General features: G+C 71.0%; 24 protein-coding genes. 13 read left to right on the plus strand and 11 right to left on the minus strand.

What is annotated here, in order from left to right; translation table 11 throughout:
- Positions 1 to 59 precede the first annotated feature (59 nt).
- Genes AB0H86_RS04315 through paaA form a run of 5 tightly spaced genes read right to left on the minus strand, consistent with a single transcriptional unit; the run spans position 60 to position 3,754 of the window.
- On the minus strand, positions 60 to 1,121 hold the full coding sequence (locus AB0H86_RS04315) for a 2Fe-2S iron-sulfur cluster-binding protein (protein WP_362432766.1): 1,062 nt from the start codon (positions 1,119 to 1,121) through the stop codon (positions 60 to 62).
- On the minus strand, positions 1,121 to 1,711 hold the full coding sequence (gene paaD / locus AB0H86_RS04320) for a 1,2-phenylacetyl-CoA epoxidase subunit PaaD (RefSeq protein ID WP_362432768.1): 591 nt from the start codon (positions 1,709 to 1,711) through the stop codon (positions 1,121 to 1,123). The genes AB0H86_RS04315 and paaD overlap by 1 nt, the downstream gene beginning before the upstream one ends.
- Positions 1,705 to 2,439 carry a 1,2-phenylacetyl-CoA epoxidase subunit PaaC gene (gene paaC / locus AB0H86_RS04325; RefSeq protein WP_362432770.1) on the minus strand — a complete coding sequence of 245 codons (735 nt, stop codon included), beginning with the start codon at positions 2,437 to 2,439 and terminating at the stop codon, positions 1,705 to 1,707. Before paaC ends, paaD begins: the two co-directional genes overlap by 7 nt.
- Positions 2,436 to 2,723: a 1,2-phenylacetyl-CoA epoxidase subunit PaaB gene (gene paaB / locus AB0H86_RS04330; protein ID WP_362432773.1), complete on the minus strand. Its 288-nt coding sequence runs from the start codon at positions 2,721 to 2,723 to the stop codon at positions 2,436 to 2,438. The genes paaC and paaB overlap by 4 nt, the downstream gene beginning before the upstream one ends.
- Entirely contained in the window at positions 2,720 to 3,754 is a 1,035-nt protein-coding gene (paaA, locus tag AB0H86_RS04335; RefSeq protein WP_362432775.1) for a 1,2-phenylacetyl-CoA epoxidase subunit PaaA, read from the minus strand. Before paaA ends, paaB begins: the two co-directional genes overlap by 4 nt.
- A 364-nt stretch (positions 3,755 to 4,118) precedes the next feature.
- On the opposite strand from paaA, the gene AB0H86_RS04340 reads away from it, so the two are divergent.
- The 3 genes from AB0H86_RS04340 (at position 4,119) to AB0H86_RS04350 (ending at position 7,124) form a co-directional block, all read left to right on the plus strand.
- Positions 4,119 to 4,910 (plus strand): DUF5819 family protein, encoded by a 792-nt coding sequence (locus AB0H86_RS04340; protein WP_362432777.1) that lies wholly within the window; start codon positions 4,119 to 4,121, stop codon positions 4,908 to 4,910.
- Positions 4,907 to 6,238 (plus strand): HTTM domain-containing protein, encoded by a 1,332-nt coding sequence (locus AB0H86_RS04345; RefSeq protein ID WP_362432779.1) that lies wholly within the window; start codon positions 4,907 to 4,909, stop codon positions 6,236 to 6,238. Before AB0H86_RS04340 ends, AB0H86_RS04345 begins: the two co-directional genes overlap by 4 nt.
- Positions 6,239 to 6,359: 121 nt before the next feature.
- Positions 6,360 to 7,124, plus strand: coding sequence for a TrmH family RNA methyltransferase (locus AB0H86_RS04350; protein WP_362432781.1), 765 nt, complete (start codon positions 6,360 to 6,362; stop codon positions 7,122 to 7,124).
- A gap of 32 nt (positions 7,125 to 7,156) precedes the next feature.
- Here the strand turns inward: AB0H86_RS04350 and paaN are convergent, their stop codons facing one another.
- Positions 7,157 to 8,863: a phenylacetic acid degradation protein PaaN gene (gene paaN, locus AB0H86_RS04355; protein ID WP_362432783.1), complete on the minus strand. Its 1,707-nt coding sequence runs from the start codon at positions 8,861 to 8,863 to the stop codon at positions 7,157 to 7,159.
- Positions 8,864 to 9,023: 160 nt separating this feature from the next.
- Here paaN and AB0H86_RS04360 point away from each other — a divergent pair, with 160 nt between their 5' ends.
- Together AB0H86_RS04360 and AB0H86_RS04365 are read left to right on the plus strand one after the other, a co-directional pair.
- A complete protein-coding gene (locus AB0H86_RS04360; protein ID WP_362432786.1) occupies positions 9,024 to 10,541 on the plus strand; it encodes a 3-hydroxyacyl-CoA dehydrogenase in 1,518 nt (505 codons plus the stop codon).
- Positions 10,538 to 11,128: a TetR/AcrR family transcriptional regulator gene (locus AB0H86_RS04365; RefSeq protein WP_362432789.1), complete on the plus strand. Its 591-nt coding sequence runs from the start codon at positions 10,538 to 10,540 to the stop codon at positions 11,126 to 11,128. Before AB0H86_RS04360 ends, AB0H86_RS04365 begins: the two co-directional genes overlap by 4 nt.
- Positions 11,129 to 11,142: 14 nt before the next feature.
- On the opposite strand, the gene AB0H86_RS04370 is transcribed toward AB0H86_RS04365, so the two are convergent.
- Complete coding sequence (locus AB0H86_RS04370) at positions 11,143 to 11,628, minus strand: Lrp/AsnC family transcriptional regulator (protein ID WP_362433667.1); 486 nt, start codon at positions 11,626 to 11,628, stop codon at positions 11,143 to 11,145.
- 189 nt (positions 11,629 to 11,817) lie between these two features.
- Between AB0H86_RS04370 and pdhA the strand changes: the two genes are divergently transcribed.
- The 6 genes from pdhA to AB0H86_RS04400 all read left to right on the plus strand — a co-directional run bounded on the left by pdhA (position 11,818) and on the right by AB0H86_RS04400 (position 18,837).
- Entirely contained in the window at positions 11,818 to 12,954 is a 1,137-nt protein-coding gene (gene pdhA / locus AB0H86_RS04375) for a pyruvate dehydrogenase (acetyl-transferring) E1 component subunit alpha (RefSeq protein WP_362432791.1), read from the plus strand.
- Positions 12,951 to 13,955, plus strand: a complete 1,005-nt coding sequence (locus AB0H86_RS04380) for an alpha-ketoacid dehydrogenase subunit beta (protein WP_362432794.1) — start codon at positions 12,951 to 12,953, stop codon at positions 13,953 to 13,955. The genes pdhA and AB0H86_RS04380 overlap by 4 nt, the downstream gene beginning before the upstream one ends.
- Entirely contained in the window at positions 13,955 to 15,382 is a 1,428-nt protein-coding gene (locus AB0H86_RS04385) for a dihydrolipoamide acetyltransferase family protein (RefSeq protein WP_362432796.1), read from the plus strand. Before AB0H86_RS04380 ends, AB0H86_RS04385 begins: the two co-directional genes overlap by 1 nt.
- A 76-nt stretch (positions 15,383 to 15,458) precedes the next feature.
- On the plus strand, positions 15,459 to 16,346 hold the full coding sequence (locus AB0H86_RS04390; protein WP_362432798.1) for an NTP transferase domain-containing protein: 888 nt from the start codon (positions 15,459 to 15,461) through the stop codon (positions 16,344 to 16,346).
- The gene (locus tag AB0H86_RS04395) at positions 16,346 to 17,743 is read left to right on the plus strand and encodes a molybdopterin molybdotransferase MoeA (RefSeq protein WP_362432801.1); all 1,398 of its coding nucleotides are present in this window, start codon (positions 16,346 to 16,348) and stop codon (positions 17,741 to 17,743) included. The genes AB0H86_RS04390 and AB0H86_RS04395 overlap by 1 nt, the downstream gene beginning before the upstream one ends.
- Positions 17,740 to 18,837, plus strand: a complete 1,098-nt coding sequence (locus tag AB0H86_RS04400) for a potassium channel family protein (RefSeq protein WP_362432803.1) — start codon at positions 17,740 to 17,742, stop codon at positions 18,835 to 18,837. The genes AB0H86_RS04395 and AB0H86_RS04400 overlap by 4 nt, the downstream gene beginning before the upstream one ends.
- Positions 18,838 to 18,925: 88 nt before the next feature.
- Here the strand turns inward: AB0H86_RS04400 and AB0H86_RS04405 are convergent, their stop codons facing one another.
- Together AB0H86_RS04405 and AB0H86_RS04410 are read right to left on the minus strand one after the other, a co-directional pair.
- The gene (locus AB0H86_RS04405; RefSeq protein ID WP_362432806.1) at positions 18,926 to 19,774 is read right to left on the minus strand and encodes an ABC transporter permease; all 849 of its coding nucleotides are present in this window, start codon (positions 19,772 to 19,774) and stop codon (positions 18,926 to 18,928) included.
- The gene (locus AB0H86_RS04410) at positions 19,771 to 20,826 is read right to left on the minus strand and encodes an ATP-binding cassette domain-containing protein (RefSeq protein WP_362432808.1); all 1,056 of its coding nucleotides are present in this window, start codon (positions 20,824 to 20,826) and stop codon (positions 19,771 to 19,773) included. Before AB0H86_RS04410 ends, AB0H86_RS04405 begins: the two co-directional genes overlap by 4 nt.
- A gap of 285 nt (positions 20,827 to 21,111) precedes the next feature.
- Between AB0H86_RS04410 and AB0H86_RS04415 the strand changes: the two genes are divergently transcribed.
- Entirely contained in the window at positions 21,112 to 22,092 is a 981-nt protein-coding gene (locus tag AB0H86_RS04415; protein ID WP_362432810.1) for an NAD(P)H-quinone oxidoreductase, read from the plus strand.
- A 48-nt stretch (positions 22,093 to 22,140) separates the two neighbouring features.
- Here AB0H86_RS04415 and AB0H86_RS04420 read toward each other — a convergent pair whose 3' ends face one another.
- Positions 22,141 to 22,380 carry a hypothetical protein gene (locus AB0H86_RS04420; protein WP_362432812.1) on the minus strand — a complete coding sequence of 80 codons (240 nt, stop codon included), beginning with the start codon at positions 22,378 to 22,380 and terminating at the stop codon, positions 22,141 to 22,143.
- 493 nt (positions 22,381 to 22,873) lie between these two features.
- Here AB0H86_RS04420 and AB0H86_RS04425 point away from each other — a divergent pair, with 493 nt between their 5' ends.
- The gene (locus AB0H86_RS04425; RefSeq protein ID WP_362432814.1) at positions 22,874 to 23,416 is read left to right on the plus strand and encodes a bacterial proteasome activator family protein; all 543 of its coding nucleotides are present in this window, start codon (positions 22,874 to 22,876) and stop codon (positions 23,414 to 23,416) included.
- 124 nt (positions 23,417 to 23,540) lie between these two features.
- On the opposite strand, the gene AB0H86_RS04430 is transcribed toward AB0H86_RS04425, so the two are convergent.
- Positions 23,541 to 25,178, minus strand: a complete 1,638-nt coding sequence (locus AB0H86_RS04430) for a protein kinase (protein ID WP_362433669.1) — start codon at positions 25,176 to 25,178, stop codon at positions 23,541 to 23,543.
- Positions 25,179 to 25,400 lie beyond the last annotated feature (222 nt).

The raw sequence follows: 25,400 nt of genomic DNA on the forward strand, positions 1-25,400 counted from the left end.
CGGGGCGTCAAGATAGAACAGGTTCTAGAAGAAGGGAACGGTCGGCCGCCTCCGGGCTCTCACCGGTCGAAGTCCAGCTCCACCTTCTCCGTCACCGGATGCGACTGGCAGGCCAGCACATACCCCTCCTGTGTCTCCTCCGGCTCCAGCGCGAAGTTGCGGTCCATCCGCACCTCGCCGCCGACCAGGAAGGCCCGGCAGGTCCCGCACACCCCGCCCTTGCAGGCGTAGGGCGCGTCGGGCCGGTTGCGCAGGACCGTCTCCAGCAGTGACTCGCCGTCCTGGACGGGCCAGGTGCCGCCCCGGCCGTCGAGCCGGACGGTCACCGTGCTGTGCGCGGGAGCGGAGACGGCGACGGTGGGGGCGACCGGGTCCACGTGGAAGATCTCCTCGTGGATACGGGTCCGGGCGACCCCGAGCTCCCGCAGTGCCTGTTCCGCCCCCTGGACCAGACCGAACGGCCCGCACAGGAACCAGCCCGCCACCTGCCCCACCGGCAGCAGTGCCGGGAGCAGTCCGGTCAGCCGCTCTCGGTCGAGCCGCCCGGACGGCAGCCCCGCCTGCTGTTCCTCCCGGGACAGCACCGTGACCAGTTGGAGCCGCTCGGGATAGCGGTCCTTCAGGTCGGCGACCTCCTCCAGGAACATCGTGGAGGCGGAGGTCCGATCGCCGCGTATCAGACAGAACCGGGCCGCGGGCTCGTGGGCCAGCAGTGTCGCCACGATCGACAGGACCGGGGTGATGCCGCTGCCGCCGACGATCGCGGCGTACAAGCCGGGCGCCGGGTCGAGCGTGAAGCGTCCCGCCGGAGTCATCACCTCCAGTTCGTCGCCGATGCCGATCTCCTTGTGCGCGAAGGTGGAGAACGCGCCGCCCTCGACCAGCCGTACTCCGACCCGCAGGGTGCGCGGCCCCTCGCCGGCCGTGGCGGGAGCCGGGGAGCAGATCGAGTAGGTACGCCGGATCTCGACGCCGTCGACGTTGCGCCGCAGGGCGAGGTGCTGGCCCGGTGCGTGCCGGTACTCCTCGCGCAGCTCCGGCGGCACGGCGAGGGTGACCGCCACGGAGTCGTCGGTGAGCCGGTCGACCGCCGCCACCGGGAGCGAGTGGAAGCGGGCCATCACAACTCCTTGAAGTGGTCGAACGGTTCACGGCAGGCAAGGCAGCGCCGCAGCGCCTTGCACGCCGTCGAGGAGAAACGGCTGAGCAGTTCGGTGTCCGCGGAACCGCAGTGCGGGCAGTGGATCGGGTCAGCCTTCTCCATCGCTTCGGTCGCTTCGGTCGCTTCGGTCGCCGCGGGCCCCCAGGCCGCCGTGGTGTCGCCGGCCCGGGTGCGCGTCGGTCCGAGCGCGAGCGTGACCGGTTCGGGCTCCCGCCGTACCCGAGGTGGGGCGATGCCGAACTCCCGTAGCTTGCGGCGCCCTTCGTCCGTGATGTCGTCCGTCGACCAGGCGGGCGCGAGCACCGTGCGCACGGTGACCTCCCGCATGCCGCGCTGGTGCAGTGCGCGCTCTATGTCCAGGGACATCGCCTCGATGGCCGGGCAGCCGGTGTACGTCGGGGTCAGCTCGACCTCGACCGCGTCAGCCCCGCGCATGTGCACCGCGCGCAGCACACCCAGCTCCTGGAGGGTGAGCACGGGCAGTTCGGGGTCGGGCACCGAACCGGCCACCTCCAGGAGTTCCGCCTCCAGGGCGGTGACCGTCACCATGACGCCCCCGGGTGACTGCGATGCAGATGCTGCATCTCGGCGAGCATCCGCCCGAAGGGCTCGGTGTGCAGGCCCTGTCGGCCCGCGCCGGCCTGCCACGCCCCGGACCTCGGGCCCTCCGGGACCGTGAGGGTGGCCCGGCGCAGCACGTCCTCGACGGAGTCGAGCCAGGCGCCCTCCAGCCGCTCCCGGTCGACGTCGAGCCCTTCCACCGGCTGGAACATCTCACCGGTGAACCGCCACAGCGCCTCGCAGGCGCGCCCCATCCGGTCGTGGCCTTCGTCGGTGCCGTCGCCGAGCCGCAGCGTCCACTGCTCGGCGTGGTCGCGGTGGTAGGCGACCTCCTTGACGGCCTTCGCGGCCAGCGGGGCGAACAGGCCGTCTCCGGCGGAGAGTTCGGCGTAGAGCAGGTGTTGGTAGGTGGAGAAGTACAGCTGGCGGGCGATGGTGTGGGCGAAGTCGCCGTTCGGCTGTTCCACTAGCTGGACGTTGCGGAAGGCGCGCTCCTCGCGCAGATACGCCAGTTCGTCCTCGTCGCCGACCAGGGACAGCAGCACCCGGGCCTGGCCGAGCAGATCCAGCGCGATGTTGGCGAGGGCCACCTCCTCTTCGAGGACGGGCGCATGGCCTGCCCACTCCCCAAGACGGTGCGAGAGCACCAGGGCGTCGTCGCCGAGGGCGAGGGCGGCAGCGGATCCGGGTGTGGTCTTTGTCTCGGGTGCGGTCACAGGTGCTTCACCCCCTCCGGGATCTCGTAGAACGTCGGGTGGCGGTACGGCTTGTCGGCGGCCGGTTCGAAGAACGGGTCCTTCTCGTCGGGCGAGGACGCGGTGATCACGGACGAGGGGACGACCCAGATCGAGACGCCCTCGCCGCGCCGGGTGTACAGATCGCGGGCGTTGCGCAGGGCGAGCTCCGCGTCCGGCGCGTGCAGGCTGCCGGCGTGGGTGTGCGAGAGACCGCGGCGGGAGCGCACGAAGACCTCCCACAGAGGCCAGTCGGTGTTCGTCATCCTCGGCTCACTCCCGTTCCGGCGTTGTGCTTGGCCGCGTACGCCGCGGCCGAGTCCCGTACCCAGGCGCCCTCGTCGTGCGCCCGCCTGCGCTGCGTTATCCGCTGTTCGTTGCACGGGCCGTTGCCCTTGAGCACGTCCCAGAACTCCCTCCAGTCGATGGCGCCGAAGTCGTGGTGCCCCCGCTCCTCGTTCCACTTCAGGTCCGGGTCGGGGAGGGCGAGGCCCAGGGATTCGGCCTGGGGGACGCAGATGTCGACGAAACGCTGGCGCAGCTCGTCGTTCGAATGGCGCTTGATCTTCCAGGCCATCGACTGGCCGGAGTGCGCGGACTCGTCGTCGGGCGGGCCGAACATCATCAGGGACGGCCACCACCAGCGGTCCACCGCGTCCTGCGCCATCGCGTGCTGCTCGGGGGTCCCCCGACTGAGGGCCAGCAGCAGTTCGTACCCCTGGCGCTGGTGGAAGGACTCCTCCTTGCAGATGCGGACCATCGCGCGTGCGTACGGGCCGTACGAGCAGCGGCACAGGGGGACCTGGTTGGTGATCGCGGCGCCGTCCACCAGCCAGCCGATCGCGCCGACGTCCGCCCAGGTCAGCGTGGGGTAGTTGAAGATCGAGGAGTACTTCTGGCGGCCGGTGTGCAGCTTGTCGAGCAACTCGTCGCGGCCGGTGCCGAGGGTTTCGGCCGCGCTGTAGAGATAGAGCCCGTGCCCGGCCTCGTCCTGGACCTTGGCCATCAGGATGGCCTTGCGGCGCAGCGAGGGCGCGCGCGTGATCCAGTTCGCCTCCGGCTGCATGCCGATGATCTCGGAGTGGGCGTGCTGCGCGATCTGCCGTACCAGGGTCGCGCGGTAGGCGTCGGGCATCCAGTCGCGCGGCTCGACGCGCTCTTCGGCGGCCACGGCGGCGTCGAAGGCGCGCTGGTACGCGGCGGTGTCGGCGGCGTGGTCCTGACGAACGCCGCCCTGTCCGCCGTACTCCTGTGCTCCGGCCGTCTGGGCCGGTTGGTGCGCGGCTGCTGTCGCCATGAGGTCCCCCTCGACCTGGACTCTGCCGGTACTTGCTCCCGACCGATCGTTCGGTTCGTGCGATTCCATGGTGAGACGGGCGCCGTAAGGTGTCAACCGCTGTGGATAACTCGCGGGCGTCCTCCCGGCGTGGTCTGTGGACAACCGGGGTGACTTCGCGGCGGGTCCGATGGGGGCTGTGCCGGGAGGGCGGCTCTGAGTACCGTTCCGTGCGAGCGTCGTGGGAGCCGTGTGCGGGGCGGGCGGCGCGGGCGGTGCGGGCGAGAGGACGCGGACGGACGCCAGGCCGCGAACAGGGCGGGAAGAAGCCAGGACAGGGCCGGAGCAGGACCGGAGCAGGACCGGGATGGGGAGACGGGGCGGAATGGACGCGTACGACGAACGCTGGAGGCCCTCGCACCGGCCGGACGAGCCCAGCGCCCCCGACGCCGACGCCCGGGCCGGACTCGCGGCCCTCTCCCTCCGGTACCAGATCGCTGTCGCCGCGGCCCTCGCCGTCGTCGCGGTCGCCGTCTGTGTGCACGTCGGCATGGTGTTCCTGCATGTCGCGCCGTCGAACACGCTGACCAAACAGCACGGCAAGGCGATCGACGACTGGATCTACCCGGAGTTCGAGCAGAACTGGAAGCTCTTCGCGCCGAACCCGTTGCAGCAGAACGTCGCGGTCCAGGTCCGCGCGCAGGTCCGGTCCGCGGACGGCGGGATACGGACCAGCGGCTGGTATGACCTGTCCGCACAGGACGGCCGGGCCATCGACGGCAATCTGCTGCCGAGCCACACCCAGCAGAACGAACTGCGCCGGGCCTGGGACTTCTTCGTCGCCACGCACAACACCGACAACCGTTCGACGGGCCTGCGCGGCTCCCTGTCCGAGACCTACCTGCGCCGCATAGTGTCGCTGCGCCTGGAACGCGAGAACGCGGCCGGGAAGGGCGGCATGATCGACCTCGTCCAGATACGTTCCCGCACCACGAACGTGCCCGCGCCCAAGTGGAGCGAGGAGCAGGTCTCCGACAAACCGATGTACCGCGTGCTGCCCTGGTGGTCGGCCGCACTGGACACGGCGAACACAGCGAACAAGGCGAACACAGCGAACACAGCGAACACAGCGAACACAGCGGGCACGGCGGACAAGGCCGCGGGGGGCGCGAAGTGAACCGATTCGCCCTCTCCGTCTCGACCGGCATCGCCCGCGTCACCGAGTCAGCCCTCGGTCCGTACCAGACCGCCGTGATCCGCATCGGCTTCAGCGCGACCTGGCTGTTGTTCCTGCTGCGCGAGTTCCCTCACCGCCGGGAGATGTACGGTCCCGACGGCCCCTGGAGCTGGGACCTCGCCGAGCAGCTGATCTCGACGAACGGTTCCTTCACGGCCCTGATGTGGTCCGACGGCCGGCTCTGGTTCGAGGTCCTCTACGCACTCGCCGTCCTGACGAGCGCCCTGCTCCTGCTGGGCTGGCGCACGCGCACGATATCGGTGCTCTTCATGGTCGGCGTGCTCTCGCTGCAGAACCGCAGCGTCTTCATGGGGGACGGCGGCGACAACGTCCTGCACCTGATGTGCATCTACCTCGTCTTCACCCGCTGCGGCCAGGTGTGGTCGCTGGACACGCGCCGGGCACGGCTCTCGCGGGCGGCACGCGCGCGTGGGGAGCGCGTCACGGACCGGGTGGGGCCGGTCCTGTGGAGCGTGCTCGGGCTCGCGCTGGTCGCGGTGACCCTGGCGGGTCGGCTCGGCGGCGACCCGACGGTTCCGGTGCTCCTGTGGGTCGTGTGGCTCGCGCAGGCCCTGTGGTGGGCGGTCGGGCGTTTCACCAGGTCCGGCGAGCCGCGGATCCTGCTCGACGTGGTCGGCAACATCGTCCACAACGGGGCCCTGCTCGTGATCATGGCCGAGGCCTGTCTGATCTACGCGACGGCCGGTTGGTACAAGATCCAGGGCTCCCGCTGGCAGGACGGCACCGCCGTCTACTACCCCCTGCACCTCGACTACTTCTCGCCCTGGCCGGCCCTTGCCGACCTGCTGTCGGCCAGCGGCACGATGGTGATGCTGGTGACATACGGCACCGTCGCCGTGCAGGTCGCCTTCCCGTTCACGCTGTTCAACCGACGCGTCAAGAACGTCCTGCTCACCGCCATGATCTTCGAGCATGCCGCGATCGCGGTGATCCTGGGGCTGCCGTTCTTCTCGCTGGCGATGATCGCCGCCGACGCCGTGTTCCTGCCGACGCCGTTCCTGCGCCGTCTCGGCGGATGGGCGACGCGCGCGCGTGAGCGGATACCGGCGGTGCCAGCCGTCACGGTGGGGTCGGCGGGCAGGGGGCGTACGGGGGTACCGATGGGCGTGCCGGGGCAACGCACCCCGGTGGACCCGGTGGACCCGGAGGCCTCGCTGAACCCGACGAACCCGACGAACCCGGAGGTTGCGGAGGCCCCGAAGCCCCAGGAGGCGCCGAAGAACCAGGAAGCCCAGGAGCACTCCTAGACACCAGGCTGCCCGAGGACCCGAGGACCCGAGCGCCCAAAGGAACCCCGAGGGCCCCGAGGCCTCAAACGAACCCCGAGGACCCCAAGGCCCCCAAGCACACGCACCTAGGCTTCACGGCATGACCGCCGCCCCCGATCCCGTGAGCCACTGGCACCGGCTCGCCGATGCCTCCGTCCTGCTCGACGGCTTCCACGCCCTCAAGCACGCGGTGCGTTTCGGCGCCGAGGTGCCGGTGGCGGTCGCCGTCGACCGGGCCGCCGCGCTCGCCCTCGCCGACGAGCTGGCCCCCGACGTACGGGACACGCTGGACGCACTCCTGACCGAGGTCCCGGATACGACGTACACCTCTCTGGTACAGCGCCCCCACCCCACCGCGGTGGCCGCCCTGGCCGTACGTCCCTCTCGCGCGTCCCATCTGAAAAGGCTGGCGCACACCCCGCGCACCGCGCCGGTCGTGGTGCTCGACAACCCGCGCAACCTGGGCAACGCGGGAGCCGTGATCCGTCTGGCCGCCGGTTTCGGCGCGACCGGAGTGGTCACCACCGGCACGCTCGACCCCTGGCATCCCACGGTCGTGCGCGGTGGAGCCGGGCTGCACTTCGCGACCGCGGTGGAGCGGCTGACCGTCGACGAACTGCCCGCCGGGCCGGTGTTCGCGCTGGACCCCGAGGGCGACGACCTGCGCGGCACCAAGCTCCCGGACGACGCAGTACTCGCCTTCGGTTCGGAACGCAGCGGCCTGTCGGCCGAACTGCGCGCGCGGGCCGACCACTTGCTGGCGCTGCCGATGCGCCCCCAGGTCTCCAGCTACAACCTCGCGACCAGTGTGGCCATGACGCTGTACCACTGGAGCGCGACCGGGGGCACACTCGGCATCTCCTAGGAGATGCCCTACAAAATGCCCTACGAGATGCCCTACGCCTCGCGCCGGACTTCCACGACTCGGAAGCGGTTCGCCACGAACGCCCCGTCCGTGAGAGCCGCGTTGGCGGCCGGGTTGCCGCCGGAGCCGTGGAAGTCGGAGAAGGCGGCCGTCTGGTTGACGTACACCCCACCCGTGAGGTTCAGCGACAACTGGGCCGCCTCCTCCAGGCAGACCTCCTGGACGGCCCGTTCGACCTCCTCGTCGGTGGTGTACGCGCCGACCGTCATCGCACCCTTCTCGCGGATGGTCCGGCGCAGCAGCTCCGTCGCGTCGGCCGCGGAGTCGACGGCGACGGCGAAGGACACGGGCCCGAAGCACTCGCTCAGGTAGGCGGCCTCGTCGTCCGCCGCGTCCCAGTACTTCCGCGCGCCGTCCAGCCTGACGATGACCGGTGTGCGGACGACCGCTCCCGGGAACTCCGGGTTGCTGATCTCCCGCGAGGCCAGGGCGACCTCACCGAGCCCGGAGGCCGCCTCCAGACGGTCCTTCACATCCGGGTTGACGATGGCGCCGAGCAGGGCGTTCGCGCGCGCGTCGTCGCCGAGGAGGCCGTCGACGGAGCGGGCCAGGTCCGCGACCACCTCGTCGAAGGACTTTGGGCCCTCGTCGGTACGGATGCCGTCGCGCGGGACGAGCAGGTTCTGCGGGGTGGTGCACATCTGGCCGCTGTACAGGGACAGCGAGAAGGCCAGGTTGGCGAGCATCCCCTTGTAGTTGCCGGTCGACTCCACCAGCACGCTGTTGACGCCGGCCTTCTCGGTGTAGACCTGCGCCTGGCGGGCGTTGGCCTCCAGCCAGTCGCCGAACGACGTCGAGCCCGTGTAGTCGATGATCCGGATCTCGGGTCGGGTGGCCAGCGTCTTCGCGATGCCCTCGCCGGGACGCTCGGCGGCGAGTGCCACCAGGTTCGGGTCGAATCCGGCCTCGGCCAGCACCTGGCGGGCCACCTGCACGGTGAGCGCCAGCGGCAGCACCGCGCGCGGGTGCGGCTTGACCAGGACCGCGTTGCCCGTGGCGAGGGAGGCGAACAGGCCCGGGTAGCCATTCCACGTGGGGAAGGTGTTGCAGCCGATGACGAGGCCGATGCCCCGCGGTACCGGTGTGAACTGCTTGGTGAGGGCCAGCGGGTCGCGCTTGCCCTGCGGCTTGGTCCACTCCGCGGTGTCGGGTGTGCGGACCTGCTCCACGTACGCGTACGCCACCGCTTCCAGGCCGCGGTCCTGCGCGTGCGGGCCGCCCGCCTGGAACGCCATCATGAAGGCCTGGCCGGAGGTGTGCATGACCGCGTGCGCGAACTCGTGCGTCCGGCCGCTGATCCGTTTGAGGATCTCCAGGCAGACCACCGCGCGGATCTCCGCGCCCGCGTCCCGCCAGGCCTGCTGCCCGGCTTTCATGGCGGGCAGCAGCGCGTCGACGTCCGCGTGCGGGTAGGTGACGCCCAGCTCGATGCCGTACGGGGAGACCTCGCCGCCCACCCAGTCGTCCGTGCCGGGCTGGCCGAGGTCCAGGCGGGTGCCCAGGAGGGCGTCGAAAGCGGCCTTGCCCGCCGCCGCGTCCAGGCTGCCGTTCTCGCCGTAGGCCTTGGGGTGTTCGGGGTGCGGGGACCAGTACGCGCGTGTGCGGATCGCTTCCAGCGCCTGGTCGAGGGTGGGCCGGTGCTTGGCGATCAGATCGTGCGCGGTGAGTTCGGCGGCCATGCGGGACCAACTCCTCGTTTCCTGAACTCTTCGTCGAGCTCATGACCTGGGCAGAAACATGGGCGGGAACAGGCAGTCAGAGTTAGAGTAACCGAACGATCGGTCGGGACAAGGGGGTCCGCCGCATCTGTGGAAAACCCCGTGCGGGAGGATCGCGCACATGACAGGAATCGACCTCAGCAGCCCCGTGGCCGTCGTCGGCGCCGGCACCATGGGCCAGGGCATCGCCCAGGTCGCACTGGTCGCGGGCCATACCGTACGGCTGTACGACGCCATGCCCGGACGGGCCCGGGAGGCCGCCGACGCGATCGGCGCGCGCCTCGACCGGCTCGTCGAGAAGGACCGTCTCGGCGCCGCAGACCGGGACGCGGCACGCACCCGTCTGCTGCCCGCCGTGAGCATCGCCGACCTCGCTGACTGCACCCTGGTCATGGAGGCCGTTCTGGAGCGGCTGGACGTCAAACAGGAGCTGTTCCGCGAGATCGAGGGTGTCGTCGACGAGGACTGCCTGCTCGCCACCAACACCTCCTCCCTGTCGGTGACGGCCATCGGCGGCGCCCTGAGCAACCCCGGCCGCTTCGTCGGCCTGCACTTCTTCAACCCCGCCCCGCTGCTCCCGCTCGTCGAGGTCGTCTCCGGGTTCTCCACGGACGTCTCGTCGGCCACGCGCGCGTACGAGACGGCCCGCGCCTGGGGCAAGACCCCGGTCGCCTGCGCCGACACCCCGGGCTTCATCGTCAACCGCATCGCGCGGCCCTTCTACGCCGAGGCGTTCGCGGTCTACGAGGCCCAGGGCGCCGACCCCGCCACCATCGACGCGGTCCTGCGGGAGTGCGGCGGCTTCAGGATGGGCGCCTTCGAACTGACCGACCTGATCGGCCAGGACGTCAACGAGTCCGTCACGCGCTCCGTGTGGCGGTCCTTCTTCCAGGATGTGCGCTTCACGCCGTCGCTCGCCCAGCAGCGCCTGGTCGAGTCGGGCCGGCTCGGCCGCAAGACCGGACAGGGCTGGTACGACCACGACGAGGGCGCCGAGCAACCCGAGCCGCACACCGCCGAGCCGGCGCGGCGACCGGCGTACGTGGTCGTCGAAGGCGACCTCGGGCCCGCGGCGGAGCTGGTCCCCCTGATCCGCGAGGCGGGTTTCCAGGTCCGCGAGGAGGACGAGGACCACGGCACCCGCCTGGTGCTGCCCAGCGGCGGTCAGCTGGCCCTCGCCGACGGACAGACCTCGGTCGAGTTCCGGGACGTTGTTTACTTCGACCTCGCGCTCGACTACCGCAGGGCGTCCCGTATCGCGCTGTCCGCCTCCCAGGACACCTCCCCGCAGACGCTCGCCGAGGCCACCGGACTCTTCCAGGCGCTCGGCAAGCAGGTCAGCGTGATCGGCGACGTCCCCGGCATGATCGTCGCCCGGATCGTCGCCCGGATCGTCGACTTCGCGCACGACGCCGTCGCCAAGGGCGTGGCCACCGAGGAGGACATCGACACGGCGATGCGGCTCGGCGTCAACTACCCGCTGGGCCCCTTCGAGTGGAGCCGCCGCCTGGGCCGCAACTGGGCCTACGCCCTCCTGGACGACCTGCACATGCGCGACCCCTCAGGGCGTTACGCGCCGTCCCTCGCGCTGTACCGCCACGCGTACGCCACCGACAAGCGGGAGGGCAGTACGTCATGACGACCGCCAAGCGCGACACGTACACCCCGGAGACGCTGCTGTCCGTCGCCGTCCAGGTCTTCAACGAGCGCGGTTACGACGGCACCTCCATGGAGCACCTCTCCAAGGCGGCCGGCATCTCCAAGTCGTCGATCTACCACCACGTCACCGGCAAGGAGGAGCTGCTGCGCCGGGCCGTGAGCCGGGCGCTGGACGGCCTCTTCGGGATCCTCGACGAGGAGCACGCGCGCGCGGGACCGGCCGCGGAGCGCCTGGAGTACGTCGTACGGCGCATGGTCGAGGTGCTCATAGCCGAGCTCCCGTACGTCACCCTGCTGCTGCGTGTACGCGGCAACACCGGCACCGAGCGGTGGGCCCTGGAGCGGCGCCGCGACTTCGACCACCGGGTCGCCGAGCTGCTGAAGGCGGCGGCCGCGGACGGGGACGTGCGGGGCGACGTGGAGGTCCGGCTCGCGACACGGCTGGTCTTCGGGATGATCAACTCGATCGTCGAGTGGTACCGGCCGGACGGACGGGGCATCAGCGAGCGCGACGTCGCCGAAGCGGTGGTGCAGTTGGTGTTCGGGGGACTGGGCAGACCCGTCTGAGGAGCCCGGGACGCTCAGCCCTGCGGCTCCAGGTCCTCCTCCTCGAACACCAGCAGGGTGCGGGTGCTGAGCACCTCCGGGATCGCCTGCAGCCGGGTCAGCACCACCTCGCGCAGCGCCCGGTTGTCGGAGGTGTGCACCAGCAGCAGGACGTCGAAGTCGCCGCCGACCAGCGCGATGTGAGAGGCCCCCGGCAGCTGCCTGAGCTGATCGCGCACTGTGCGCCAGGAGTTCTGGACGATCTTCAGGGTGATGTACGCCGAGGTGCCCTGACCCGCGCGTTCGTGGTTGACGCGGGCCCCGAAGCCGCGGATGACGCCGTCCTCGATGAGGCGGTTGATGCGCGCGTAGGCATTGGCGCGCGAGACATGGACCCGGTCGGCGACCGACCGTATCGACGCGCGGCCGTCCGTCTGCAGCATCTGCAGGATGTCCTCGTCGATGGCGTCGAGGGGGCGAGGGGACGGCCGAGGGCCGCTGCCGTCAGGGCTCTCGACCATTTGTTCAGATGCCACGTCCCCCTGCCTTCCTGTCGTGGACGTACTGCGTCCATCTCAGGCTGTGGAGAACCGTTTGTCCACAGCCTGGGGGTGCCTGTAGCCAAAATGTGCCGACGACCGAACAATCGGTAGGTGAGGCGCATCACATCCGTGACGCGTCCGAAGCCGCTTCCACGAGGAGGTGCCGCTATGACGGTCATGGAGCAGCGGGGCGCGTACCGGCCATCGCCGCCGCCCGCCTGGCAGCCCCGCACGGACCCCGCGCCGCTGCTGCCCGACGCGGAGCCGTACCGCGTCCTCGGCACGGACGCGGCCAAGGAGGTCGATCCCGGGCTGCTGCGCCGGCTCTACGCCGAACTGGTCCGTGGTCGCCGTTACAACGCGCAGGCCACCGCCCTCACCAAGCAGGGCCGGCTGGCCGTCTACCCCTCCAGCACCGGCCAGGAGGCCTGCGAGGTCGCCGCCGCGCTGGTCCTCCAGGAACGCGACTGGCTCTTCCCCAGCTACCGCGACACCCTGGCCGCGGTGGCACGCGGCCTGGACCCCGTCCAGGCCCTCACCCTGCTGCGCGGCGACTGGCACACCGGCTACGACCCGCGCGAACACCGCGTGGCCCCCCTGTGCACCCCGCTCGCCACGCAGCTGCCGCACGCCGTCGGTCTCGCGCACGCCGCCCGCCTCAAGGGCGACGACGTGGTCGCGCTGGCCATGGTCGGCGACGGCGGCACCAGCGAGGGCGACTTCCACGAGGCACTGAACTTCGCCGCCGTCTGGCAGGCCCCGGTCGTCTTCCTGGTGCAGAACAACGGCTTCGCGATCTCCGTACCGCTCGCCAAGCAGACCGCGGCCCCGTCGCTGGCCCACAAGGCCGTCGGCTACGGGATGCCCGGCCGCCTGGTCGACGGCAACGACGTCGCCGCCGTGCACGAGGTCCTCGCCGACGCCGTACGCCACGCGCGCGCGGGAGGCGGGCCCACGCTGGTCGAGGCGATCACGTACCGCGTCGACGCCCACACCAACGCCGACGACGCCACCCGCTACCGGCAGGACACCGAGGTCGAGACCTGGCGCGGACACGACCCGATCGCACTCCTGGAACACGAACTGACCGAACGCGGCCTCCTCGACGAGGACGGCGTCCGGGCCGCGCGCGACGCCGCCGAGAGCATGGCCGCCGACCTGCGCACCCGCATGAACCAGGACCCGGTGCTCGACCCCATGGACCTGTTCGCCCACGTCTACGCCGAGCCCACCCGGCAACTGCGTGAGCAGCGCGACCAGTTGCGGGCCGAGCTGGAGGCCGAGCAGGAAGGCCCGCACCGATGACCACCGTCGCCCTCAAGCCGGCCACCATGGCGCAGGCCCTCACGCGCGCGATGCGCGACGCGATGGCCGCCGACCCGACCGTGCACGTCATGGGCGAGGACGTCGGCACCCTCGGCGGTGTCTTCCGGGTCACCGACGGCCTCACCAAGGAGTTCGGCGAGGCCCGCTGTACGGACACCCCGCTGGCCGAGGCGGGCATCCTCGGCACGGCCGTCGGCATGGCGATGTACGGGCTGCGCCCGGTCGTGGAGATGCAGTTCGACGCATTCGCCTACCCCGCGTTCGAGCAGCTCATCAGCCACGTCTCCCGGATGCGCAACCGCACCCGGGGCGCGATGCCGCTCCCGCTCACCATCCGTGTCCCCTACGGCGGCGGCATCGGCGGCGTCGAGCACCACAGCGACTCGTCCGAGGCGTACTACATGGCCACTCCGGGGCTCCATGTCGTCATGCCCGCGACCGTCGCCGACGCCTACGGTCTGCTGCGCGCCGCCATCGCCTCCGACGACCCGGTCGTCTTCCTGGAACCCAAGCGCCTGTACTGGTCGAAGGACTCCTGGAACCCCGAGGAGCCGTCCGCCGTTGAACCGATTGGCCGCGCGGTGGTGCGGCGCCCGGGCCGGAGCGCCACGCTGATCACGTACGGACCGTCCGTGCCCGTCTGCCTCGAAGCCGCCGAGGCGGCCCGGGAGGAGGACTGGGACCTCGAAGTCGTCGACCTGCGCTCCCTGGTGCCGTTCGACGACGAGACGGTCTGCGCCTCGGTACGGCGGACCGGGCGAGCGGTCGTCGTACACGAGTCGGGCGGCTTCGGCGGCCCGGGCGGGGAGATCGCCGCCCGTGTCACGGAAGGGTGCTTCCACCATCTGGAGGCACCGGTGCTGCGCGTGGCCGGGTTCGACATCCCCTACCCGCCGCCGATGCTGGAGCGTCATCACCTGCCCGGCGTGGACCGGATCCTGGACGCCGTGGGGCGCCTGCAGTGGGAGGCCGAGAGCTGATGGCACAGGTGTTGGAGTTCAAGCTCCCCGACCTCGGGGAGGGTCTCACCGAGGCGGAGATCGTGCGCTGGCTGGTCCAGGTCGGCGAGGTCGTCGCCGTCGACCAGCCGGTCGTCGAGGTCGAGACCGCCAAGGCGATGGTCGAGGTGCCCTGCCCCTACGGCGGTGTGGTCACCGCCCGCTTCGGCGAGGAGGGCACCGAACTGCCCGTCGGGGCGCCGCTGATCACCGTGGCGGTGGGCGCGCCGGCCTCCGACGTCCAGACCGAGGGCTCCGGGAACGTGCTGGTGGGCTACGGCACCTCCGAGTCACCCGCGCGGCGGCGCCGGGTACGCCCGGGACAGCCGACCCAGGCCCCGGGAGCGCGGGCAGCGGCGCCGACCGGTGTCTCCGGGGCGGCGAACGGCCAGGTCGGTGCGCCCGACGTGGCGGACGGGCCCGTTCCCGTGATCTCCCCCCTCGTGCGCAGGCTGGCCCGTGCGAACGGCCTGGACCTGCGGGAACTCAACGGCTCCGGGCCCGACGGGCTGATCCTGCGGGCGGACGTGGAGTACGCGCTGCGGGCCGCCTCCGCCTCCACCTCCACCTCCGCATCCACCTCCGCCGCCCCGGCCCGCCCCGCCGCCCCGGCCCGCCCCGCCACCCCGTCGGCCGAGCCGCACGCGCGCGTGGCACCCACGCAGACGGCCGTCCCCGACACGGCGACCGCCTCCGCCACCACGACCGCCCCCTCCTCCTCAGGCACCCGCATCCCCCTCAAGGGCATCCGCGGCGCCGTAGCCGACAAGCTCTCCCGCAGCCGACGGGAGATCCCGGACGCCACCTGCTGGGTGGACGCCGACGCGACGGAGCTCATGCGGGCGCGTACGGCGATGAACGCCTCCGGCGGCCCGAAGATCTCCCTCCTCGCCCTGCTCGCCAGGATCTGCACCTCGGCCCTGACCCGTTGGCCCGAGCTCAACTCCACGGTGGACATGGAGGCCAGGGAGGTCGTCCGACTCGACCAGGTCCACCTCGGGTTCGCCGCCCAGACCGAGCGAGGTCTGGTGGTCCCCGTGGTCCGGGACGCACACACACGGGACGCGGAGTCGCTCACCGCGGAGTTCGCCAGGCTCACCGAGGCGGCCCGTGCGGGCACCCTCACGCCTCGGGAACTCACCGGCGGCACCTTCACGTTGAACAACTACGGCGTGTTCGGCGTCGACGGCTCCACACCGATCATCAACCACCCCGAGGCGGCCATGCTCGGCGTCGGCCGGATCATCCCCAAGCCGTGGGTGTACGAGGGCGAGCTGGCGGTGCGGCAGGTCGTCCAGCTCTCACTCACCTTCGACCACCGGGTGTGTGACGGCGGCACGGCCGGCGGCTTCCTGCGCTACGTGGCGGACTGCGTGGAACAACCGGCAATCCTGCTGCGCACGCTGTGACGGCACCTTGATCGCACCTTGATTGCGCCGACTCCCCCGCGTTCCCTGTGATCGCCGTGGCACGCATACTCGGGGGGTGACCGCATACGACGCCGTCGTGCTCGCCGGAGGTGCCGCCCGGCGGCTCGGTGGTGCGGACAAACCCGGGGTGCGCGTGGGCGGGCGCGCACTGCTCGACCGGGTGCTCGCCGCCTGCGCCGACGCCCGCACCACCGTCGTCGTCGCCGACCCACGGCCGACCGTCCGGCCCGTGACCTGGGCGCGTGAGAGGCCACCCGGCGGCGGACCGGTGGCCGCGCTCTACGCCGGACTGCGGCACACCACAGCCCAGGACGTCGTAGTCCTCTCCGCCGACCTGCCGTTCCTGACCGAGGAGACGGTACGGCGACTGCTGACCGCCCTGGGGACCAGCGACGCCGAGGGCGTGCTGGTCACGGACACCGACGGCCGCGACCAGCCGCTCGTGGCCGCGTACCGCACGTCCGCACTGCGCCGGGAGCTGACCGTGCTCAACGGAGTGCCGGCCAGGAGCGGCTCCGCCGAGAGCGGCGGCCTCACCGGTCTTCCCCTGCGCAGGCTGACCGCGGGGCTCGACCTCACTCGCGTCCCCGACCCCGTCGCGTCCTTCGACTGCGACACCTGGGACGACATCGCCACCGCCAGGGCACGCATCAGGGAGCATGGGCACGTGTTGGATGAATGGATTACCGCAGTCAAGGACGAACTGGGCATCGACCTCGACGTCGACACCGGCCTGCTGCTCGACCTCGCCCGCGACGCCGCCCACGGCGTGGCCCGGCCCGCGGCCCCACTGACCACATTCCTCGTCGGCTATGCGGCCGCGCGGGCCGGCGGCGGACCGGAGGCGGTGGCCGAGGCGTCCCGCAAGGCAGCCGCCCTCGCCCTCCGCTGGGCCGACGAGAACACCGCCGACGCCAAGCCCGACGCCGCCCCGGACGCCTGATGACCGCCCGCGCCACCCGGACCGGCGAGGACGCCGAGGACCTTGACGTCGAGGAGGTGCTCGCCCTCGTGAACGAGAACCAGGGCCACTCCGCCGGTGGTCGGGTACCCGCACCCGGCACAGGGGACGGTCACCACAGCGACCCGCAGGGCGCGACGCACCCGCAGGAACACAAGCCGGGAACCCGGCACCGGGCCACCCCCTGGCCCGAGGCCCGCACGATCGCCGAACGGGCCGCCCGCACCACCCGTGGCGCCCGCCGCGCCCCCGTCTCGGTCCTCCTCGACGACGCCCTCGGCCTCACCCTGGCCGCTCCGCTCGCCGCCCTCACGGACCTGCCCTCCTTCGACACCTCCGCGATGGACGGCTGGGCGGTCGCCGGCCCCGGCCCCTGGGACGTCCGGGACGAGGGCGTCCTCGCCGGGCACGCCGAGCCCGAGCCACTCACCGACGGCGAGGCCGTCCGCATCGCCACCGGCGCCCGCGTCCCCCCGGACACCACCGCGGTCCTCCGCAGCGAGCACGGCCGTACCGACGACAAGGGCCGTCTGCACCCCACCCGCGAGGCGGCGCACGGCCAGGACATCCGGCCGCGTGGCCAGGAGTGCCGCAGCGGCGAGCAACTCCTCCCGGTCGGCGCCCTGGTGACCCCAGCGGTGCTGGGCCTCGCCGCGGCCGCCGGATACGACACCCTGACCGCCGTCCCCCGCCCCCGTGTCGAAGTCATCGTCCTGGGCGACGAGTTGCTCACCGAGGGCACTCCGCACGACGGGCTGATCCGTGACGCGCTCGGCCCGATGCTCCCGCCCTGGCTGCGTGCGATGGGCGCCGAGGTCATCGCCGTACGCCGACTCGGTGACAAAGCCGATGCCCTGTACAAGGCGATCACCACCAGCGGGGCAGACCTGATCGTCACCACCGGCGGCACCGCCGCGGGCCCTGTAGACCACGTCCATCCCACCCTGCGCCGCATCGGCGCCGAGCTGCTGGTGAACGGCGTGAAGGTGCGTCCCGGTCACCCCATGCTGCTGGCCCGTACCAAGGAGAACCAGCACCTCGTCGGCTTGCCCGGCAATCCCCTCGCGGCCGTCTCCGGCCTGCTCACGCTCGCCGAGCCGCTGCTGCGGGCTCTCGCGTCACGGCCCGTCCCGGAGTCGTACACGCTGCCGCTCCAGGACGAGGTGCACGGGCACCCGTACGACACCCGGCTCATCCCGGTCGTCCTGCGTGGCGACCGGGCCGTGCCGCTGCACTACAACGGTCCGGCGATGCTGCGGGGCATCGCCGCGGCCGATGCTCTGGCCGTCGTACCACCCGGTGGCTCGCGGGCCGGTCAGGAGAGCGAACTCCTCGATCTGCCCTGGGCGAGCGCCGGAATCGGGGTGTGTTTCACGTGAAACTTCCGGGCCATGACGCGATCGCCCGGCAGGCGGACGAACATCTCGTGACCCATCGGGTGAAGCTCCCGCGCACCGTGGTGGAGCACCCGTTCCGACAGGTGGCCAAACGGCTGTCGATGGCCCTGCTGGTCCTCGTGGCGACCGCCCTGCTCGTCTACGTGGATCGCGACGGCTACAACGACAGCTCCGATGGCTCGGTCGACTTCCTCGACGCCTGGTACTACGCGACCGTCACCCTGTCCACCACCGGCTACGGCGATATCACCCCGGTCAGCGATGCCGCCAGGCTCACCAACATCTTCGTCATCACGCCCCTGCGTGTGCTGTTCCTGATCATCCTGGTCGGCACCACGCTCGAAGTCCTCACCGAACGCACCCGGGAGGAATGGCGGCTCAACCGCTGGAGGTCCACCTTGCGCGACCACACCGTCGTCATCGGCTTCGGCACCAAGGGGCGGTCGGCGATCCAGACCGTCTGTGCGACGGGCCTGAAGAAGGAGCAGGTCGTGGTGGTCGACCCCAGCGGTAACGCGATCGACGCGGCGACCGCGAACGGTTATGCGGGTGTCCTGGGCGACGCCACCCGCAGCGAGGTGCTGAAGCGGGCCGAGGTGCACAAGGCGCGGAAGATCATCATCGCGACCCAGCGCGATGACACGGCGGTCCTGGTGACCCTGACGGCCCGCCAGCTCAACAAGGCCGCGAAGATCGTGGCCGCCGTGCGCGAGGAGGAGAACGCGCCGCTGCTGAAGCAGTCCGGCGCCGACGCGGTGATCACCAGCGCCAGTGCGGCCGGACGGCTGCTCGGGCTGTCCGTGCTCAGCCCCGCGGCCGGCATGGTGATGGAGGACCTGATCCAGCAGGGCAGCGGGCTCGACATCATCGAACGGCCGGTCATAAAGGCCGAGGTGGGCAAGCGGGCGCGGGAGACGGACGACCTGGTGGTGAGCGTCGTACGCGGGCACCGGGTGCTCGGCTACGACGATCCGGCGGTCGGAACGCTGGAACTGACGGACCGACTGATCACGATCGTGCGGGCGACGCCGGGCAGTCAGATCGCGCCCGACACCCGACCGCTTCCCCAGGACTGAACGCCCGTCCGCTTCACCAGGGCCGGCCGTCCCGCCGGCTTCCCAGGGCTGACCGTCGGCACCGGGCCGACGGTCGCCGAGGGGTCGGCTACTTGCGGTTGTACAGCCGCATCGTGATCGGCCCGAAGACCGCCATGAACAGGCCCGCCCAGCCCAGCGACCAGGCGACCTCGTCGGCCGGCCAGTCGCCCGCCATCAGACCGCGAACCGCCGATGCCACATGGGTCACCGGGCTGTTGTTGACGAAGGCCTGCAGCCAGCCCGGCATGGTCTTCGGGTCGACGAAGACGTTGGACAGGAACGTCAGCGGGAAGATCACCATCATGCTGACGCCCATCACCGACTTCTCGGTGCGCAGCATCAGCCCGAACATCGTCCAGATCCACGAGAACGCGAACGAGAACACGACCAGCAGACCGATCCCGGCGAGAACGCCGCCGACCCCGCCGTCCGGGCGGTAGCCGAGGATCACGCCGACCGTGAGCATCACGACCGACGCGATCGTGTAGCGCAGGGCGTCGCCGAGGAGATAGCCGACCATGGTCGACGGCCGCCAGATGGGCAGCGACCGGAACCGGTCGAAGACGCCCTTCTCGATGTCGGTGTTCACCGAGACGCCCGTGTACATCGTGATCATCACGACCGACATCACCAGGATGCCGGGCAGCAGGAACTGGATGTACTCCTCCGGGGACCCGGCCAGGGCACCCCCGAAGAGGTACGTGTACATCAGCACCATCATGATCGGGAACGCCGTGACGTCGAAGAGCTGCTCCGGCACGTGCTTGATCTTGAGGATGGCCCGCCAGCCGAAGGTCAGCGAGGCCGACAGCGCGCTGGGCCGTGGAGGCCGCTCCCCGGCGACGAGCAGCGCGGCGAGGGATTCGGCACTGACTGGGGCCAGGTCCTTGGTCTCCGTGGTCGTCGCGGTGCTCATGCCGCCACCTCGTCCTTGGAGTCGTCCGAGCCCTTCGAGCCCTTCGAGCCCTTCGAGGCTTCCGAGGTTTCGGTCTCGTGGGTGTCGTGTCCGGTGAGGGCGAGGAACACCTCGTCCAGGCTGGGCTGCCCCAGGGAGAAGTTGTCGACGACGATCCCGCCGCGAGCCAGTTCGGCGAGCGCCCGGGCCGCCTGCTCGGCCGCGCCCTGCCCGTTCGCCGCACCCGCCCCGACGCGGGCCGTCAGCGCCACCGGGTCCGGCTCCAGCTGGACATCCGCGTCCAGGGCCAGCCGCAGCACCTCCTCGGCCTGCGGCCGCTGCGCCGGATCACGTAGTCGCAGATGTACGGAGCCGGCGCCCACGGACGCCTTCAGCTCGCCCTTGGTCCCCTCGGCGATCACCTTGCCCTGGTCGATGACGGCGATCCGGGACGCCAGTTGGTCGGCCTCGTCGAGGTACTGCGTGGTCAGCAGCACGGTGGTGCCCTGGGCGACGACCGCGCGGATGATGTCCCACACCTGGTTGCGGCTGCGCGGGTCGAGGCCGGTCGTCGGCTCGTCGAGGAAGAGCAGGTCCGGGGTGTTGAGGATGGAGGCGGCGATGTCGATACGGCGCCGCATGCCCCCGGAGTAGTGCTTGACCTGCTTCGCACCCGCGTCCCTGAGGCCGAAGGCCTCCAGCAGCTGCCCGGAGCGCTCCCGCGCGGCCTTCTTGCCGTGGCCGAGCAGGCGGCCGAGCAGGATCAGGTTCTCGGTGCCGGTGAGGTCCTCGTCCACCGACGCGTACTGGCCGGTGAGGCTGACCCGGCCGCGGACCTCGTCGGCCTCGCGCACGATGTCGTGGCCGAAGACGTGGGCCTGGCCGCCGTCGGGGCGCAGCAGGGTGGCGAGCATCTTCACGGTGGTCGTCTTGCCGGCGCCGTTCGGGCCGAGAACGCCGTAGACCGTGCCGGCCGGCACCGCGAGGTCGACTCCGTCGACGGCCCGTGTCTCGCCGAACGTCTTCACCAGGCCTGCGGTCTCGATGGCCAGGCCGGACGTGTGCTGGCTCATGGTGGGTGTCCTTCCGCGTTCTTGGGTGACGCATGGGGAGACCTTTACCGTCGCGCAAACTCATCGGTCGCGCACAGGGATTTTCCGGGAGATGGGCCGAAGGACGGAGAATCGGCCGGACCGGGGACGGAGCCGGCACGGGCCCGAAGACCTGGGAGAGGTCGGCACGGGCCCGAAGACCTAGGAGAGGCCGGACCGGGGACGGAGACCTGGGAAGGCCGGGGAGAGGCGGGGCGTCGGTGACCCGGCGGGTCGGGCCCGGGGCCGAGGGGTAGCGTCCTTTTCATGCATGCGATCACGATTCCCGAACCTGGTGGGCCCGAGGCGCTGGTGTGGGACGAGGTCCCGGATCCTGTGCCCGGCGAGGGCGAGGTGCTGGTCGAGGTGGCGGCCAGTGCCGTCAACCGCGCCGACATCCTGCAGCGGCAGGGCTTCTACGACCCGCCGCCCGGCACGTCCCCCTACCCCGGCCTGGAGTGCTCGGGGCGGATCGCGGAGCTCGGCCCCGGTGTCTCCGGCTGGTCGGTCGGCGACGAGGTGTGCGCGCTGCTCGCGGGCGGCGGCTACGCGGAGAAGGTCGCCGTCCCGGCCGGCCAGCTGCTGCCCCTGCCGAAGGGCATCGGCCTCGTGCAGGCCGCGGCGCTGCCCGAGGTGGTCTGCACGGTCTGGTCGAACGTCTTCATGGTCGCCCACCTCCGCCCGGGCGAGACGCTGCTTGTGCACGGCGGTTCCAGCGGCATCGGCACGATGGCGATCCAGCTCGCCAAGGCCGTCGGCGCCAAGGTCGCCGTGACCGCGGGCACCAGGGAGAAGCTGGACCGATGCGCCGAGCTGGGCGCCGACGTACTGGTCAACTACCGGGAGCAGGACTTCGTCGAAGAGGTCAGGAAGGCCACCGACGGTGCGGGCGCCGACGTCATCCTCGACAACATGGGTGCCAAGTACCTCGACCGCAACGTGCGGGCGCTGGCCGTCAACGGGCGGCTCGCGATCATCGGCATGCAGGGCGGCATCAAGGCCGAGTTGAACATCGCCGCGCTCCTGACCAAGCGGGCCGCGATCAGCGCGACCTCGCTCAGGGCCCGCCCGCTCGGTGAGAAGGCCTCGATCGTGGCGGCCGTACGCGAGCACGTGTGGCCGCTGTTCGACGCCGGTCACGTACGTCCGATCGTCGACCGCGAGCTCCCGATGAGCGACGCGGCCGCCGCACACCGGGTGGTGGAGGAGAGCGGCCACATCGGGAAGGTCCTGCTCGTCACTCCGTAGCCGCTTGTCACTCCTTGGGGCCTCATGGGTTCCCGCACCCCGCGGGTCTCAGGAGGCCCCTCGCCGCACCCGGAGCGCGATGAACGCGAGTCCGAGACCGAGTCCTACGAGGATCAGCCCGCCGCCCAGGGGCAGGATCTGCAGGCGCGGCTCGGCGGGACGCCCTACGGCCTGGTCCACGCCCCGCGTCGGCGGCGCGGAGGGCACGAGGGTGGGCTCCCGAGACGCTTCCGGTACGGCGGTGACCTCACCGTCAGCCTGGCCGTCGACGTCGATGTCGCCGTCCACGCCCTCCTCGGCGTCCTGGACCTCCTCGTCCTCCGGTGCAGGTTCCGATGCCGCCGGGTCTGAATCCGCCGGGTCCGATGCCGCCGGGTCTGAATCCGCCGGGTCCGATTCCACAGGCTCCGATCCCACAGGGTCCGATTCCACCGGCTCCCGCCGCCCCGGCCGCTCCCGCCCCACACCCGCCCGGCTCCCGGCCCGCGAGGGCACGGCGGCGGAGGGGGAGGGGCTGACGGAGGCCGAGGCGGTGGCACGCGGCGCCGACTCGCCCCCGTACGCCCGTGCACTGCCGTAAGGGGACACGGTCCCGCCCGCCCCCACCGCGATGAGCAGTACCGTCGCCCGCACCCATGGAGTCACGGAACAACCCTGGCATTTGCTGACTACACCGGCATTTCTGGTTGACCCATAGCGGCGACAGCGGCCGAAGACGGTGGATCAGCCCTTATCGGGGGCACCACGCTGATGAGATGGAGCGGTGCGAGAGAATGGCGGCATGGAGATGCCGAGGAACGAACGGTCGCCGGAGAATCCCCAGATCCTGGTCTTGGGTCAGGACGGGATGGCTCTCGGCGGCGGAGGCGACGAGGACTCCCGTGAGGTTCCGGTGACTGAGATGGTGGAGCAGCCGGCGAAGGTCATGCGGATCGGAAGCATGATCAAGCAGCTGCTGGAAGAGGTCCGCGCGGCTCCTCTGGACGAGGCGAGCCGGGTGCGGCTCAAGGAGATCCACGCCAGCTCGGTGAAGGAACTGGAAGACGGCCTGGCTCCTGAGCTCGTCGAGGAGTTGGAGAGGCTCTCGCTGCCCTTCACACATGAGTCGACCCCGAGTGACGCGGAACTGCGGATCGCGCAGGCCCAGTTGGTCGGCTGGCTGGAAGGGCTCTTCCACGGGATCCAGACCACGCTGTTCGCCCAGCAGATGGCCGCCCGCGCCCAGCTGGAGCAGATGCGCCGGGCCCTCCCGCCGGGCGCAGGCGGCCACGAGGACACCGACGACCCGCGCGCGGGCGGCCGCTCGGGCGGGCCGTACCTGTAAAAGGGCCGTACTTGTAAACCGGAGCAGTCCGACGAGTCCGACCGGACCGACCAGCGAAGAGGGCCCGGCAGCCAGCGCTGCTGGGCCCTTCCGCTTCCGCCTGCTTCTCGCTGCTTCTCCGCGATCAGGAGGGGTTGCCGGTGGAGATGTCGAACTGCATCTTCGGCGGCTTCTTCGGATCGAAGTCGGTGCCCTTCTCGGGGAACTGCTTCATCACAGCGCCGTCACCGAAGGTGTTCTCGTCCACCTTGCTCGTGGTGTAGTTCCAGCCCGCGGCCTTCAGGCATTCCAGAACCGAGTCCCAGTTCTTGTACTGGAAGTTCGGCATCTGCACCTGGTCGGGGTCGTTGTACGACTCCTCAGGTTCGGTGCACTCGGTGGTCTCGATCGTCTTCGTCGTGTCCGGCCCGCGGTAGCCCGATGCCTTGGTCGCCGAGGCCGACGGGCTGGCACTGGTGTCCCCGCCCGCGTCGTCACTGCCGCCGCCGTTCATCATCAGCGCCGCGAGCAGCCCGCCGACGGCGATCAGCGAGACGACGATCGAGCCGATGATCACCGGCTTGTTGCTCTTGCCGCCGCCTCCGGGGGAGGACGCTGTCGTGTGGGGAGCGATGTTGTACGGCGGCGTTGTCGACGCGCCCTGCTGCTGGGCGTACGCGGCCGGGCCCGGCGCCTGGTAACCGTGCTGCTGCTGCGGATATCCGTACGCCGGGGAGTGCGCCGACGGGGCCGGGGTGCCGTAGGGATTCGGCGTCGGCTGGTACGGCGTATGCACGTTGCCCTGGGGCGGCGGCGTCTGGTCGATCGGCGGGAACACCGCGGAACCGACGCCCGCGCCGCTCTGCGTCGGCGTACCCGGCACGATGCTCGGCGGGGCGGGCTGGAAGGACGCCGCCACGCGCAGGCACTCGTCGCGCATGGCCTCGGCGCTCGGGAAACGCTCGTTCGGGTTCTTCTTCAGCGCGCGGGCGACCAGCGCGTCCACCGCCGGCGGCAGGGCGCGATTGATCGACGAAGGAGCGACCGGCTCCTCCTGCACGTGCGCGTACGCGATCGCCAGTGGCGAGTCCGCGTCGAACGGCAGCCGCCCGGTGACCAGCTGGAACAGCATGATGCCGACGGAGTAGAGGTCGGAGCGGGCGTCCACGCCGCGCCCCAGCGCCTGCTCCGGAGAGAGGTACTGCGGGGTGCCGACGACCATGCCGGTCTGCGTCATGGAGGTGACGCCGGACTGCATGGCGCGCGCGATGCCGAAGTCCATCACCTTGACGACCCCGCGCTTGGTCATCATCACGTTGCCCGGCTTGATGTCCCGGTGGACCAGCCCCATCTCGTGGCTGATCTCCAGCGCCGCCAGCACATCCGCGGTGATCTTCAGCGCCTTGTCGGCGGGCATCGCGCCGTACTGCCCCACGTCCGTGTCCAGCACCGAACCGAGCGGCCGGCCCTCCACGTACTCCATGACGATGTACGGCATCGTCGTGCCGTCCAGATCGTCCTCACCGGTGTCGAAGACGGAGACGATGTTGGTGTGCGTGAGCTTGGCCACGGCCTGGGCCTCGCGGCGGAAGCGCTCACGGAAGGCCTGCTCGCGGCCGAGCTCGGTGTGGAGTGTCTTGATCGCGACCTGCCGGTCGAGCACGGAGTCGTACGCGAGGTGCACCGAGGCCATGCCGCCCTCGCCGAGCAAGTCGCGCAGCTGATAACGGCCGCCGGCGATCGCCCGCCCCGCGTACCGGCCCTGTGCGCCGTCCTGGCTCATCTCTCCGCGTCCCCCGTAGGCATTCATGCGCCGATGCGTGCCGTTGATCCAAAGTGCATTCCCGGCCAAGTCTGCCGGAGGGCACTGACACGTCAAGCGCGGTGCCCGTTCCGTGACCGTACGCGAAAGAAAGGTCGCGCAAGCGTTACCGCAGGCGTACGGCCGGCACACATAATTTGCACGTCAGCACGTACTGACGGTTTGATGACCGGTCTGCCTCGG

Origin of the sequence: Streptomyces sp. NPDC050997, from assembly GCF_040660135.1 — a bacterium.
Taxonomy (GTDB): Bacteria; Actinomycetota; Actinomycetes; order Streptomycetales; family Streptomycetaceae; genus Streptomyces.

Excerpts from the sequence above, each read along its gene's own strand:
- AB0H86_RS04315 (WP_362432766.1), bottom strand. The coding sequence starts at position 1,121 with ATGGCCCGCTTCCACTCGCTCCCGGTGGCGGCGGTCGACCGGCTCACC.
- paaD (WP_362432768.1), bottom strand. The coding sequence starts at position 1,711 with ATGGTGACGGTCACCGCCCTGGAGGCGGAACTCCTGGAGGTGGCCGGT.
- paaB (WP_362432773.1), bottom strand. The coding sequence starts at position 2,723 with ATGACGAACACCGACTGGCCTCTGTGGGAGGTCTTCGTGCGCTCCCGC.
- paaA (WP_362432775.1), bottom strand. The coding sequence starts at position 3,754 with ATGGCGACAGCAGCCGCGCACCAACCGGCCCAGACGGCCGGAGCACAG.
- AB0H86_RS04340 (WP_362432777.1), top strand. The coding sequence starts at position 4,119 with ATGGACGCGTACGACGAACGCTGGAGGCCCTCGCACCGGCCGGACGAG.
- AB0H86_RS04350 (WP_362432781.1), top strand. The coding sequence starts at position 6,360 with ATGACCGCCGCCCCCGATCCCGTGAGCCACTGGCACCGGCTCGCCGAT.
- paaN (WP_362432783.1), bottom strand. The coding sequence starts at position 8,863 with ATGGCCGCCGAACTCACCGCGCACGATCTGATCGCCAAGCACCGGCCC.
- AB0H86_RS04360 (WP_362432786.1), top strand. The coding sequence starts at position 9,024 with ATGACAGGAATCGACCTCAGCAGCCCCGTGGCCGTCGTCGGCGCCGGC.
- AB0H86_RS04365 (WP_362432789.1), top strand. The coding sequence starts at position 10,538 with ATGACGACCGCCAAGCGCGACACGTACACCCCGGAGACGCTGCTGTCC.
- AB0H86_RS04370 (WP_362433667.1), bottom strand. The coding sequence starts at position 11,628 with ATGGTCGAGAGCCCTGACGGCAGCGGCCCTCGGCCGTCCCCTCGCCCC.
- pdhA (WP_362432791.1), top strand. The coding sequence starts at position 11,818 with ATGACGGTCATGGAGCAGCGGGGCGCGTACCGGCCATCGCCGCCGCCC.
- AB0H86_RS04380 (WP_362432794.1), top strand. The coding sequence starts at position 12,951 with ATGACCACCGTCGCCCTCAAGCCGGCCACCATGGCGCAGGCCCTCACG.
- AB0H86_RS04385 (WP_362432796.1), top strand. The coding sequence starts at position 13,955 with ATGGCACAGGTGTTGGAGTTCAAGCTCCCCGACCTCGGGGAGGGTCTC.
- AB0H86_RS04395 (WP_362432801.1), top strand. The coding sequence starts at position 16,346 with ATGACCGCCCGCGCCACCCGGACCGGCGAGGACGCCGAGGACCTTGAC.
- AB0H86_RS04405 (WP_362432806.1), bottom strand. The coding sequence starts at position 19,774 with ATGAGCACCGCGACGACCACGGAGACCAAGGACCTGGCCCCAGTCAGT.
- AB0H86_RS04410 (WP_362432808.1), bottom strand. The coding sequence starts at position 20,826 with ATGAGCCAGCACACGTCCGGCCTGGCCATCGAGACCGCAGGCCTGGTG.
- AB0H86_RS04415 (WP_362432810.1), top strand. The coding sequence starts at position 21,112 with ATGCATGCGATCACGATTCCCGAACCTGGTGGGCCCGAGGCGCTGGTG.
- AB0H86_RS04425 (WP_362432814.1), top strand. The coding sequence starts at position 22,874 with ATGGAGATGCCGAGGAACGAACGGTCGCCGGAGAATCCCCAGATCCTG.
- AB0H86_RS04430 (WP_362433669.1), bottom strand. The coding sequence starts at position 25,178 with ATGAGCCAGGACGGCGCACAGGGCCGGTACGCGGGGCGGGCGATCGCC.